This is a genomic window from Ruminiclostridium papyrosolvens C7 (assembly GCF_000421965.1).
Lineage (GTDB): Bacteria > Bacillota > Clostridia > Acetivibrionales > DSM-1351 > Ruminiclostridium > Ruminiclostridium papyrosolvens_A.
On sequence record NZ_ATAY01000022.1, the window covers coordinates 181,802 to 194,727 of the forward strand.

General features: G+C 38.6%; 12 protein-coding genes and 1 other annotated feature. Of the genes, 1 reads left to right on the forward strand and 11 read right to left on the reverse strand.

Translation table 11 applies throughout. The features are described 5' to 3' along the window. Nucleotides 1-3: 3 nt before the first annotated feature. From L323_RS27930 to L323_RS27980, 11 genes are all read right to left on the reverse strand, one after another. Nucleotides 4-1,245: a CdaR family protein gene (locus L323_RS27930; RefSeq protein WP_020814941.1), complete on the reverse strand. Its 1,242-nt coding sequence runs from the start codon at nucleotides 1,243-1,245 to the stop codon at nucleotides 4-6. Further along, the gene (cdaA, locus tag L323_RS27935) at nucleotides 1,242-2,117 is read right to left on the reverse strand and encodes a diadenylate cyclase CdaA (protein ID WP_020814942.1); all 876 of its coding nucleotides are present in this window, start codon (nucleotides 2,115-2,117) and stop codon (nucleotides 1,242-1,244) included. The genes L323_RS27930 and cdaA overlap by 4 nt, the downstream gene beginning before the upstream one ends. A gap of 137 nt (nucleotides 2,118-2,254) precedes the next feature. Next, a complete protein-coding gene (locus tag L323_RS27940) occupies nucleotides 2,255-2,359 on the reverse strand; it encodes a hypothetical protein (protein WP_020814943.1) in 105 nt (34 codons plus the stop codon). 16 nt (nucleotides 2,360-2,375) lie between these two features. Continuing rightward, the gene (locus L323_RS27945; protein WP_020814944.1) at nucleotides 2,376-4,304 is read right to left on the reverse strand and encodes an NAD(+) synthase; all 1,929 of its coding nucleotides are present in this window, start codon (nucleotides 4,302-4,304) and stop codon (nucleotides 2,376-2,378) included. 124 nt (nucleotides 4,305-4,428) lie between these two features. Then, a complete protein-coding gene (locus tag L323_RS27950; RefSeq protein ID WP_020814945.1) occupies nucleotides 4,429-5,799 on the reverse strand; it encodes an aminotransferase class V-fold PLP-dependent enzyme in 1,371 nt (456 codons plus the stop codon). Nucleotides 5,800-5,900: 101 nt separating this feature from the next. Further along, nucleotides 5,901-8,552, reverse strand: a complete 2,652-nt coding sequence (locus L323_RS27955; RefSeq protein WP_020814946.1) for a valine--tRNA ligase — start codon at nucleotides 8,550-8,552, stop codon at nucleotides 5,901-5,903. Between the two features lie 30 nt (nucleotides 8,553-8,582). Further along, a complete protein-coding gene (locus L323_RS27960) occupies nucleotides 8,583-8,822 on the reverse strand; it encodes a hypothetical protein (RefSeq protein ID WP_020814947.1) in 240 nt (79 codons plus the stop codon). 42 nt (nucleotides 8,823-8,864) lie between these two features. Next, nucleotides 8,865-9,107, reverse strand: a binding site (T-box leader). Nucleotides 9,108-9,165: 58 nt separating this feature from the next. Further along, nucleotides 9,166-9,426, reverse strand: a complete 261-nt coding sequence (locus L323_RS27965; RefSeq protein WP_020814948.1) for a hypothetical protein — start codon at nucleotides 9,424-9,426, stop codon at nucleotides 9,166-9,168. A 67-nt stretch (nucleotides 9,427-9,493) separates the two neighbouring features. Beyond that, nucleotides 9,494-10,543 carry an AI-2E family transporter gene (locus L323_RS27970; RefSeq protein WP_020814949.1) on the reverse strand — a complete coding sequence of 350 codons (1,050 nt, stop codon included), beginning with the start codon at nucleotides 10,541-10,543 and terminating at the stop codon, nucleotides 9,494-9,496. Between the two features lie 91 nt (nucleotides 10,544-10,634). Next, nucleotides 10,635-10,814 (reverse strand): YtxH domain-containing protein, encoded by a 180-nt coding sequence (locus L323_RS27975; protein WP_014314371.1) that lies wholly within the window; start codon nucleotides 10,812-10,814, stop codon nucleotides 10,635-10,637. A gap of 17 nt (nucleotides 10,815-10,831) precedes the next feature. Further along, nucleotides 10,832-11,377: a PRC-barrel domain-containing protein gene (locus L323_RS27980; protein ID WP_014314372.1), complete on the reverse strand. Its 546-nt coding sequence runs from the start codon at nucleotides 11,375-11,377 to the stop codon at nucleotides 10,832-10,834. A 201-nt stretch (nucleotides 11,378-11,578) separates the two neighbouring features. Between L323_RS27980 and L323_RS27985 the strand changes: the two genes are divergently transcribed. After that, nucleotides 11,579-12,883 carry a DUF1015 domain-containing protein gene (locus L323_RS27985; protein ID WP_020814950.1) on the forward strand — a complete coding sequence of 435 codons (1,305 nt, stop codon included), beginning with the start codon at nucleotides 11,579-11,581 and terminating at the stop codon, nucleotides 12,881-12,883. Nucleotides 12,884-12,926 lie beyond the last annotated feature (43 nt).

Below are 12,926 nucleotides of genomic sequence, written 5' to 3' on the forward strand. Positions count from 1 at the left end.
TTTTCACCTTGTATCCTGCTGCACATTCTGATTTTCTTCTGCAGGTACTTTTGTTATTTTTACAAGTACTTTAGTCTCACCTGACTGGGTGATGTTGGGCGGCAGTGTAACCTGTAACGGAATACGATGTTCTCCGTCCTTTAGCCCGCTTACATCTACCTTGGCCAAAAGGCTATTTACCGTTACATTAGCCATATCTTCCTTTTTACCTTTTAAAGTTACCGATACCGGCTCTATTATCTCATAAGCAAGTGTATTGTCATTTATAGTGCCTTCCAGAGTCATATCCCTTGGTTCAAATTTATAGGTCTTTACATCCAACGGAATAATCTTTACCTCAACACTAACTTCACGAGTAGAACTCACAAGCTTAAGACCATTTGGTATCTGCAATAAAACCTGCGTATTTAAAGTTTTATCTGCTTTTTCAATATTTATGGGAACAGTCTTAACCTCGTTTACTTTCTCCATAATATCCGGGTCGCCTGTAACTAGTATGCTGTCAGGCTTAACGGAATATTCACCCTCAAGGTAATTTTCCGCAGGAATACCCTGTGTGATTGGGATAACCGGTACTCTTTTACCTACTTCTATCTTTATGTCAACATTAAGCTTCTTGCCCAGCCCCGGCATCTCCACGCCTTTTTTGTCGTATACCTTACATTCCTTCCTGATCTCCAGATTTCTGTCAAGTCCGGTTACGTCAACAAAAGCCTTCACGGAGCCAACTGAAGCTATAACAGTGTCAATATCCTGTATTGATACTGTATCTGGTTGCGCAGTCTTAGAAATTATCTCGTAACCCGCCGGAAGTTTGCCGAGGGTTTCCACCTGGACTATAAAAGGATTCTCCTCTATACGTGCCAGATCAAGTGTAATTGTTTTTTGCTTGAGCTCTATATTTTTGGGGTTAATTCTTTCCCTGCCCAAATAAACAGGTGGTTCCAATGCAATAACCTTGTCATTTACACTTTTAACTTTTGACAAATCAAGGGTTACTTCAAAATCAGTGTCCTTTATATTATCAAGAACATCTCCCTTGTCCCTGACATCCACTACAACATATTTGTTGAAGTTTTTACTGTTCAAAACAAGTCCTTGTGATTTAAGGCTCTCCTCATTAATAACATTTAATGGAACAGTATAATGTTCTGTCTGTACAGGGTTAATTGCAAACCACAGAAATATAGCGAATATTATTGAAAATATTTTTAATGTTAGATCCTTCTTCAGGAATTCTTTCACTTTGATTTCCCCTTCCAAAGTGCCAGCTTCTTGTTTACAGACTTCTTTTCCAGTAAATTTTTATTTAACGCCTTTCGTAAAATATCAGGCGTAAGATTTCTGGTCAAACCGCCGTTTAAGGCATAAGATATTTTTCCTGTTTCTTCCGACACAACTACCGATATGCAGTCCGATACTTCCGTAATTCCCAGCGCAGCCCTGTGTCTGGTGCCAAGCTCCTTGCTCAGGTTTGGGTTATCGGTAAGAGGAAGAAAACATGCTGCTGATTTCAATTTGTTGTTTCGTAAAATTAAAGCCCCGTCATGCAACGGTGTGTTCGGTGTAAATATATTTATTATCAGCTCGGCACTGACACTTGAATCAAGTCGTGTTCCGGTATTTATGATTTCACCGAGCTTTGTTTCTCGTTCAACTACAATAAGTGCTCCGGTCTTTGTTCTTGACAGCTCGGTACACGCTTTTACTATTTCTTCTATTGTAAAAGTCGTATGTATGGTGGTATCCTTTTCATCAAAACTGAAAAAGCCTTTGAAGTTGCTTCTTCCAATCTGTTCAAGTCCACGCCTCAACTCAGGCTGAAATACAACTACCAGTGCAAATCCCGCAAGTTCTATTGTTCTGTTCAGTATATAGGCTAGTGTGCGTAATTTAAGCCAGTCACTGAGCATTGCTACAATGAGAATTACAACAATACCCTTTACCAACTGCCATGCTCTTGTCTCCTTTACAAGTTGTATTAGCTTATAAGTAAGATAAGAAACAATACTTACGTCAACTAATGAGCGCAGTATTTCCAATGGTTGGGTAAATGGTACATATACCGATAAAAAATCCAATATGCTTTTAAAATTAACAGCAACAGCATCCAGCAAAAAATTCACACCCTTGTAAGATACATACTTTTACAGAAAAATATAAAATCACATAATAATTTTATTATATTTACCACATTCGTAAAATGGGTAAAATTGACTAATTTTTACGGATTTATAAAGCTATTTTTATAATACTACTGACCTGCAGTGATAATTGAAAATCCTGCCACACCCAATGTGGTAAGCAGCATTATAATAGCAAGTACTAAAGCAACCGTTTTAACCCATTTTTTTTGCATAATAACCTCCTAAAACTCATACATTAGTTAACTTATTTAACCATATGCCGACATCGGCATCACTTGGCATTCGCCAGTCACCCCTCGGGGAGAGACTAATTGAACCCACCTTTGGACCATCCGGAAGACATGAACGCTTGAACTGCTGACTAAAGAACCTCCTTAAGAAGGTTTCAAGCCATTTTTTTATAGTAGCTTTCTCATATTTGCCCTCAAAAGCCTGCTCGGCAAGTTTGTAAATCTTATCAGGTTCAGCTCCGTATCTTACCAAATGGTATAGGTAAAAATCATGAAGCTCGTACGGGCCCACGATATCTTCGGTCTTTTGCTGTATACAGCCTTCCTTGTCTGTAGGAAGAAGTTCGGGACTTATAGGAGTGTCCAGAACACTTAACAGTACATTTCTGATGTCATTGTTGAACAGATAGTCTGCACACCATTGCACTAGGTATTTTACCAATGTCTTTGGGACTCCGGAGTTTACAGCATACATTGACATATGGTCTCCATTATAAGTCGCCCATCCCAATGCAAGCTCGGATAAATCACCCGTTCCGATAACAAGTCCACCAATTTTGTTTGCCATATCCATCAATATCTGGGTTCGTTCTCTGGCCTGAACATTCTCATAGGTGACGTCGTAATTTAAAGGATCATGCCCGATATCCTCAAAATGCTTTAAACACGCTTCCTTTATGTCTATACGGTGAGTTGTAACGTTCATCAGCCTCATTAGTTCAAGTGAGTTACCAAGAGTATTTGATGAGGTTCCGAATCCGGGCATTGTAACTGCATGAATGTTCTTCCTGTCAAGCCCCAGCCTGTCGTAGGTCTTAACAATAACCAACAGTGCCAGAGTGGAATCAAGGCCTCCAGAAATGCCTATAACACATTTGTTAAGCCCCGTGTGCCTGAGTCTTTTTCCAAGGCCCGAGGTCTGGATGTTGAATATCTCTTCACATCTTTTGTTTCTTGCATTTGGGTCTGATGGAACAAAAGGATGAGGATCTATCCACCTTAGCAGTTTACCTGTTTTATTTTCCGGTACATAAAATGGTACTTTTCTGAAGACCGTATCATTAGAATTGTGCTTGAAAGCAGAATTTTTAAATCTTTCATTAACAAGTCGCTGTATGTCAATGTCCGAAATAATCATTTTTTCATCAAAAGAAAACCTCTCTGTCTGCGCAAGCACCGAGCCGTATTCACTGATAAGTGAATGTCCTCCGAAAACCAGGTCCGTAGTTGATTCATTGGGCCCCGACGACACGTATACATAAGCAGCAGAACATTTTGCCGACTGCATTTTAATAAGGTCTTCCCTATATTCATGCTTTCCTACAATATCATTGCTTGCAGACAGATTAAACAACAGCGTTGCTCCATTGAGAGCCTGATTGCTGCTTGGGGGTATTGGAACCCATAAGTCTTCGCATATTTCTATTCCAAAACACAAACCATCCATGTTTACAGCTTCAAATAATATGTCAATTCCAAAAGGTACGGTCTTTCCGAGTATATTTATTGTTTCCGCAGGTTTGTCCAGCCCTGACGAAAACCATCTTGCTTCATAAAACTCGCTATAATTGGGTATGTAGCACTTTGGGACAACCCCCAAAATACTTCCGCTTTTTATAATTACAGCACAGTTGTACAGCCTGCCGTCCAAGGTCAACGGCATACCTAATATTATAACACATTCCAGAGAAGCCGTTTCAGAAATTATTACCTTCAGAGAGCTTAATGCCCTTTTTTGCAGTGTTGTTTGCAAGAACAAATCACCGCAAGTATAGGATGTAACGGCCAATTCAGGGAATACAACAAATTGTGCTCCTTGACTGTCGGCTGTCCTAGCCGCCTTTATTATTTCCCCGGCATTAAAATCACAATTTGCCACTTTCAATTCCGGCACGATAGCTGCAACTCTAACAAATCCATAATCCATTTTTTATCACCTAAACGTATTTTTATTATTTTTTCCATTTTTACCACAGGCAATACTTGTTTCCCGCTGCGGGTAATACTATGGTTTTATTTAGTGTATCATATTTGTGTATTTTTTTGTATATTTAAACTTCGTTTTTGATATGGTATCTGCTTCTGGAATTGCCATACTTATCAACATAATATTTTTTATTCAAAACAATTTGATTAAGAAAGGCAATAAATCTGTCAATTTCATTAAACCCGTTATAGATACCAAAACTTGCCCTTACAATTCCCGGGAATATACTATTGGGGTCTCTCATCATATCCTCCATATCCTGTGCCGAATACCCAAGTAATCGTTCACAATAAGGATGGGCGCAGAAAAAGCCGTTCCTTACCGCTATTCCTGCTTCATATGATAAAATAGCCGACATAAGTGAGTGGTGTACACCCTCAATATTAAATGGAATGACTCCAATGGACTCCTGAATTTCAGGGTGGTTATAAAAGGTAATTCCCGGAATACTTTTCATCTTTTCATATGCATAGTATAACAGTGACCTCTCATGTTTGAATATATTGTCCATTCCTAAAGAAGTTAATGTTTTGATTGATGAAATCAGTGCGGCTATTCCTAATAGATTTGGTGTACTTGCCTCGTCCTTATGCGGAGGCTCCTCCCACCATATCTTATTATGTGTAACCAGACTGATTGCACTTCCTCCCTGACAATAAGGCAAGCCAATTTCAAATGTCGATTTCGGCCCTATCAACGAGCCGCTGCCGTACGGGGCATACATTTTATGTGCTGAAAATGAAAGATAGTCAATATGAGAATCGGTACCAAAAGGTTTCATGTCCACTGGCAAATGTGGCACAAGTTGTGCTCCGTCTACGTGTATTTCCGCCCCGTGTCTGTGTGCCAGTGCAGCCATTGTATAAATATCATTTATGTATCCAGTAACGTTTGACGCACCGGTCACTGTAACAATTCTTACCTTATTTTTATATTTTTTCAGCTTATCCTCCAGATTATTCATGGACAGTCTTCCAAAACCATCTGTTTCAATATAGTCAACAGTGAATTTGTCCCGCCAGGGCAGGTCGTTTGCAGCATGTTCCATCCAGGTAGACAGAACTACGTCCTTTCCATTTTTCTGCTGACTGAGTATGTAAGCTAGTATATTTATTGCTTCTGTAGTATTTTTCGTATACACTATCGTGTCATTATCGTGGTCAGCCTTCACAAAATCCTTTACAGTCTGGCGCCCCTCTTCATATAAATTCGTTGACATAACCGACTTATACCCTTTGCCCCTGTGGACGGATGAATACCAGGGTATAAAGCTGTCAACATCCTTAACTACGGACAGAAACGGAGGTGTAGTGGCTGCATTGTCAAAATTAATTGCCGTTGTATATGAACCATTGTCCAGAGGTATTCTTGTATCCACCCCTGCTACAAGGTTACGGTATGGGTGCATATTGTTGTATCGAATATTTTTAGGCATAAAAATACTCCATTCACTTATTTTAGTAACAGTATATTGGAGTATCATAAAACTGTTACCAAAGTGAATAGGAGTATTTTGATTAGTTGTGTATCGGATTTCTACTTTTTCAGGCTTTCCAGTCTTTCAACTACCTTGTCAAACATATCCTGGTATTTAGCCTGCTTTGCCTTTTCTTCATCTATTACCTTCTGCGGAGCTTTTGCAACGAAGCCTTCATTGCTGAGCTTTCCTATTACTCTTTTGAGTTCTCCTTCAAGGTTTTTCTTTTCCTTTTCCAGTCTTTCGATTTCTTTCTCAATGTCTATAAGCTCATCAAGAGGAATGAATATTTCTGCACCGTGAACAACTGTGCCTACAGCATCAGAAGGAATTCCTTCCTTGTTCAGCTGAACTGTTACGTCGGCTGCACTTGCAAGTCTCTGGAAGAAAGAAGTTCCTTCTGTCAGAGTAGCTTTTTCTGCTTCACCGGCTGCAACAAATATAATCTTTGCTTTTCTTGAAGGCGGAACATTCATTTCAGCACGGGTATTCCTTATACTTCTGATGGCATCCATGATAATGGTCATTTTTGCTTCATCTTCAACAAAGTTCAGTTCTTCGCTGTACTCAGGCCATTGGGAAATCATTATACTTTGTCCGTCATTTATCAGGTGAGTATAGATTTCCTCAGTTACAAAAGGCATATACGGGTGCAGCAGCTTCATAGCGTTTCCAAGAACAAAGTTGAGAACATACTGTGCTTCCAGCCTTCCTTCACTTTCTCTGTCATACAGTTTAGGCTTAACCATCTCGATATACCAGTCGCAGAACTCTTCCCATATAAAGTCGTATACTTTCTGCAATCCAAGACCAAGCTCAAACTTCTCTATATTTTCAGTAACCTCTTTAGTTACAGTATTTATTCTGCTCATAATCCATTTATCTGCAATAGAAAACTTTTTCTTGTCTACCTTGCTGAAATCAAGGTCTTCGTCGAAATTCATCAGAACAAATCTTGATGCATTCCATACCTTATTTGCAAAGTTTCTTGCAGATTCAACCTTTTCAGGTGAGAATCTCAGGTCATTTCCCGGTGAGTTTCCAATCGTAAGGGCAAATCTCAGTGCATCGGTACCATACTGAGCTATTACCTCCAGTGGGTCTATTCCGTTGCCAAGGGATTTACTCATCTTTCTGCCCTGTGAATCCCTTACAATACCGTGTATGAATACATACTTGAAGGGCTCCTGCTTCATGTGCTCCATACCTGAGAATATCATTCTTGCAACCCAGAAGAATATAATATCATAGCCTGTTACCAGTACATCTGTAGGATAAAAATATTCCAAATCCTCTGTTTTTTCAGGCCAGCCTAAGGTTGAGAAAGGCCACAATGCTGAACTGAACCATGTATCCAGAGTATCCGGGTCCTGCTCAATTCTTTTGCTTCCGCACTTGGAACAGGTATCAGGAGCAGTTCCCTGAACTATCAAATGCCCACATTCCTGACAATAGTATGCAGGTATTCTATGTCCCCACCAAAGCTGTCTTGAAATACACCAATCCTGAATATTTTCCATCCAGTTAAAGTATATTTTAGAAAATCTCTCAGGTACAAATTTTATTGTTCCATCCCTTACAACATCTATAGCAGGTTCAGCCAATGGCTTCATACGAACATACCATTGTTTTGAAATAAGAGGTTCAACAACCGTCCTACATCTCTGGCAAGTACCAACATTGTGTGTATGAGGTTCAATCTTAACCAGAAGTCCCAACTTATCCAGATCCTCTACCATCTTCTTTCTGGCTTCGTATCTGTCCATACCCTTGTATTGACCGGCGTTGTCATTCATTATGGCATTGTCGTCCATTATCCTTATCTGAGGTAGATTGTGACGAAGCCCAACTTCATAGTCATTGGGGTCATGGGCAGGAGTTATTTTAACACAACCGGTTCCGAATTCCTTGTCAACATAAGAGTCGGCTATTACAGGAATCTCCTTGTTTACCAAAGGTAGAATCAAGGTTTTTCCTACCAGATGTGTATATCTCTCATCTTCAGGATTTACTGCAACAGCGGTATCACCCAAAAGTGTTTCGGGACGGGTAGTTGCAATTATTACATATTCGTCAGAGTCCTTTACCGGATACTTGATGTGCCAGAAGTTTCCTGCCTGTTCCTCATACTCAACTTCTATATCAGATATTGAGGTGTTACACTTAGGACACCAGTTGGTAATTCTTTCACCCTTGTATATAAGGCCTTTGTCATAGAGTTTCAGGAAAACTTCCTGAACTGCCTTGGAAAGTCCCTCGTCCATTGTAAAACGTTCACGTTCCCAGTCACAGGAACTTCCAAGTTTTTTGAGCTGCTCAACTATCCTGCCACCGTAAACTTTTTTCCATTCCCAAGCCTTTTCAAGAAATTTCTCACGACCCAGCATATCCTTTGATATACCCTCTTTTGCCATTGCATCAACAATCTTTGCTTCTGTTGCAATACTTGCATGGTCGGTTCCAGGAAGCCACAATGCACTATAGCCCTGCATTCTCTTTGTTCTTATAAGAATATCCTGTAGGGTATTATCCAGAGCATGGCCCATGTGAAGCTGCCCTGTTATGTTTGGCGGAGGAATCACAATTGTAAAAGGTTTTTTGTTTTTGTCAGGTACTGCATGAAAATAACCTTCATCCATCCATTTTTTATATAACCGGTCCTCAACCTGTCCCGGATCGTATTGCTTTGCTATGTTTTGCTGTTCATCCATAAAAACAACCTCCTGTTTATTCTTAAATAACTATCTGAAAATAATTAATAAAGCAATTCCCGGTGTTGCCACAAGAAATCCTGACATTTTTATATTAAAAACAGCCTTGTTAAACTTGTATTCCTCTACTTCCTGTTCAGTCATTTCTGCTTCATGCTCACAAGTCTGTTTTTTTGCCAAATCAAACTTTCTCACTATTGTTTTTGCCATATAAACACTTATAAATCCAATAGCCATTAAGACCAGAGACAATATTTCAATAGGTTTCATATCTTTTCTCCTTTCTGATTATATTAAAAAAACTCCGTCCAATATTTGGACGAAGTCTATTTCGCGGTACCACCAAAATTCACGAATAAATGTTACAGGTGAAATTCCTATAAATTTATTGATGATCTCTGACGAGTTAACGTTCGTAACTCCGCTGCAGCCTACTGTTACTTCGGTGCAGAGCTCCCAAGCTACCTTCTACAGTCCCGATCCGAAGCTTTTCACCAACCGCTTCTCTCTTTGGGTATCAACCGACTGTATACTCCTCTTGTTCACAGCCTTTATTCCATATCATTTCTTAAAAAGATTATTAAATTTATGATATATAATATGAGCATTACTGTCAAGTGTGATTTTCTTTGTCTTCATCATTGGTTGTCACATCAGTTATTTCATCGGTTGTTTCATCAGATGATGAACTGGTATTTCTTTTATTGTCACTGAAAAGTAACACAAAAGCCACTATCATAAGAACCATACCCACATTATTTACTGTTTTGGGATTCAAATTGAAGGAAAAAATCCTGTCAAGTATACCATATAAAATCAATACTCCGGCAATTACTACAATAATTGTTAATTTGGTCTTTCTCTTAAGCTTCATATCTTCTCCGTTTCCACACTCTTTTTATTTATATAATAAATAATCTTTTGTTTTAAAGCAATAGAGTCTATACTATCCAATCTATTGCCTTTTTAAGAATAACTTTCAACATTGCCGCTACAGGCACTCCTATCAACATTCCTATAATACCAAAAAATTCTCCTCCCACCAGTACCGCAATGATTGTTGTCACAGGATGCAGCCCCAGCTTTCCTTCAATTATTTTCGGAGAAATAAATGCATTATCAATTTGCTGAACCACTATAAAAACAAGTGCCGCCAATGCAGCTTTATAGGGCGATTGCAACAATGCCACCGCAACTGCCGGTATAGCCCCCAGAAACGGGCCGAAATATGGAATCATATTTGCCACGCCCCCAAGCAATCCAAGCACAAATGGATATTTTATTCTGACAAGATAAAGTCCGATAGTTTCCATAGTACCAACAATAAGTGCCGTCAAAAGCTGTCCTTGGATGAAATGGGTGGCTATTGCATTTAATTCCCTTCCTGTATTTATAAAATCATTTCTCATTCTCTTTGGAACAAGCATGAGTGTGGAATTTTTCAAAGTCTCCGCATCCTTTAAAAAGTAGTATGCAATTATCATGGAAAGTACTATGTTAAGCATGATTACTATTGAAGAAGCAAGTACAGACAGTGTTTTCTTCATTATCCTGGCAGCATAAACCTGTACAAACCCGGAGCCATAATTAATCTCATTAAAAATCAGGTTTTTTACCTCCGGGGGCCATTTACTTGCCTTTATTCTGGATATGCAGCAATTAAAATACTCCCGGTAGCTGCTTGTTATATTGGGAAGAGTTTTAAAAAGCTCCTTTCCGTTACTCAGAACCTCAGGCATAATGTAAACACCAAAAAAAATCAGGGTCAGAGCAATAAATACATAAATCAATATTATTGAAACACTTCTTTTTACTCCTTTACGTTCAAACCGTATAACCATTGGATATATAATGTACGCAATCAAAGCAGCCATAAAAAACGGGAAAAGAATCTTAATTATTTTATCAATATAGAAATAGACAAATACTGCTGTACCAATCACTAATAGTATTAATATTATGTAAAATATAATTTTTCTTGTGTTAGTCATAGTACACCCCATTTATGGTATTTGGGTCTGCTGCAAACAGATTTGTACAGCAGACCCCCTGCCTAATCTACTTGGTTCTTTAACATCCTGATCATCTGAACATCTGAATCATTTCACCCAGCATATTATTTGACCGGTGTAGAATTTTTCGTCCTGATTTCATCATTCTTCTTCTCATTCTGGGATCAACCACCTCAGGATTTGTTAAAACGCTGATAGATGCACCAATTAATCCTCCGATTACTAAACCTTTTGTAAAATTTCTCAACATAGCCCATTCCTCCTGTTTTACATTAAAGTATTTTGCCCAAGCCGGCTTCGTAAGCCTCCGCCTGTACTTACCATCTCTTCAACTGCTCCGTTTTCAATTAAAATATTGCTATTGCTTATTTCAACCTTGCCGATAAAAGGTAGAATACTTCTTCCTCTAAGGATGTCCTGAACCAGACCGTCAGAAACCTGCACTCCTTCAACTTTGCCTGTTCTGTAATCAAAAAGGATATCTTGAACAACTCCTATATCCTCTCCTTGCCGGGTATATATTTTCAATCCCCGAAGCTCAATTTTTTCGCTTTTTTCAAAGGATTTCTTAAACTTTCTGTAATTGAGCAGACAGTCCGGGTTACTAACTATCAATGCATCATTACCCAGACTCAGAACGTCATGCAGCATTACCACGTTACCTTTTACAGGATTACCTCCCTTTTCCATTACAAAAGCTATTACGCCTTTATTTTCTCTGGAAAATACAACATCCTTCAGATTTCCTATTTTTAATCCATTGCTTGCACTTATTACCGGCAGTCCTAAAACATGGCTGTACATACTCAACATTCTGCTCACCTGCACTTTTATTGGTCTCTTATTAATTTATACACACATTATTATTTGTTTTATTTTTTAAATCATTCAAAGAAATTAAATAATAATATAACCAAAATTTATTATGGAAGTTGGTGTGTTAAATTGACTAAAAAGTGCAATTAATGTAGAATTTACATGAACACTTTAATTCGCTAAATTGTGAGGTAAATAATGGATAATTACAAAAAAATACTATCAGAATTAGGTTTAATAATTCCAAAAATTATGCTCCCTGATTCAAAATGGCAACTTGAAAAGTGGGCTGTTGTCGCATGTGATCAATATACATCCGAACGCGGTTACTGGGAAAAAGTTGCAGACCTTACTAAGGGTAATCCCTCCACCTACAATATAATCTTTCCTGAGGTATATTTGGAGGATGGTGACAGTGACACCAGGATAAATTCAATTAACAATAACATGGATAAGTATATACAATCCGGTACCTTAAATGAACTGGAGGACTGTTTTATCCTTGTAGACAGGAAAACTTCCCATACACAGTCGAGAAAGGGGCTTATGGTTGCGCTTGATCTTGAATGCTATAACTATACAAAGGGTTCTTGCACTTTCATAAGAGCTACCGAGGGTACAGTCATAGAGAGACTTCCTCCTCGTATAAAAATTCGTCAGAATGCTCCTATCGAGCTTCCTCATATTATGGTTCTTATAGACGACCCTGACAAAAAGGTTATTGAACCTTTGGCTCAAAAAGCTGATAAACTGGAAAAGCTGTATGACTTCGAGCTTATGATGAACGGAGGACACATAAAAGGCTATCGAGTGTCCGACGAAGGAGATCTTTCCTCGGTTGCAGAGGCACTGTCACAACTTGCCGACTTGGACAAATTCCGTAAAAAATACGGACTGGAAAATCAGGAAGATATACTGCTATTTGCAGTAGGTGACGGTAATCACTCTCTTGCCTCGGCAAAAGGTCACTGGGAAAACGTTAAATCGTGTCTTTCCTATGAAGAACTGCAGAACCATCCTGCTAGATATGCATTAGTGGAGCTTGTAAACGTCCACGATGAAGGTCTGGTATTTGAACCTATTCACAGAGTATTGTTTAATGTTGATGCAAAAAATCTTTTAAGTGAATTTTCAACTTACTACAAAAACAATTCAGATAGTAGAGACTCAAAACCACATGTATTCAAGTACATAACCTCAGAGGGTTCAGGAGAAATCCTCATCGATAATCCTGTAAGCAATCTGGAAGTAGGTACACTTCAGACTTTTCTGGATTATTACATGAAAGAACACCCTCAAGTAAAAATTGATTATATTCACGGTGAGGACGTTGTAACAAAACTTGGGTCGCAACCGGGGAATATGGGTATTTATTTGCCCTCAATGAATAAAACTGATCTTTTCAAAACTGTTATTTTAGATGGCGCGTTACCAAGGAAAACCTTCTCCATGGGAGAAGCAGAAGAAAAACGTTTTTATCTGGAGTGCAGAAAGATAAAATAACTGTTTCTCTATAAATAAAAAACCTTCCTTTTTGCTTTTAGAG

What these genes read in the sequence shown, in the direction of transcription:
- L323_RS27940 (WP_020814943.1), bottom strand. Translation starts at nt 2,359, where the DNA reads ATGCAAAAAAAATGGGTTAAAACGGTTGCTTTAGTACTTGCTATTATA.
- L323_RS27945 (WP_020814944.1), bottom strand. Translation starts at nt 4,304, where the DNA reads ATGGATTATGGATTTGTTAGAGTTGCAGCTATCGTGCCGGAATTGAAA.
- L323_RS27950 (WP_020814945.1), bottom strand. Translation starts at nt 5,799, where the DNA reads ATGCCTAAAAATATTCGATACAACAATATGCACCCATACCGTAACCTT.
- L323_RS27955 (WP_020814946.1), bottom strand. Translation starts at nt 8,552, where the DNA reads ATGGATGAACAGCAAAACATAGCAAAGCAATACGATCCGGGACAGGTT.
- L323_RS27960 (WP_020814947.1), bottom strand. Translation starts at nt 8,822, where the DNA reads ATGAAACCTATTGAAATATTGTCTCTGGTCTTAATGGCTATTGGATTT.
- L323_RS27965 (WP_020814948.1), bottom strand. Translation starts at nt 9,426, where the DNA reads ATGAAGCTTAAGAGAAAGACCAAATTAACAATTATTGTAGTAATTGCC.
- L323_RS27970 (WP_020814949.1), bottom strand. Translation starts at nt 10,543, where the DNA reads ATGACTAACACAAGAAAAATTATATTTTACATAATATTAATACTATTA.
- L323_RS27975 (WP_014314371.1), bottom strand. Translation starts at nt 10,814, where the DNA reads ATGTTGAGAAATTTTACAAAAGGTTTAGTAATCGGAGGATTAATTGGT.
- L323_RS27980 (WP_014314372.1), bottom strand. Translation starts at nt 11,377, where the DNA reads ATGTTGAGTATGTACAGCCATGTTTTAGGACTGCCGGTAATAAGTGCA.
- L323_RS27985 (WP_020814950.1), top strand. Translation starts at nt 11,579, where the DNA reads ATGGATAATTACAAAAAAATACTATCAGAATTAGGTTTAATAATTCCA.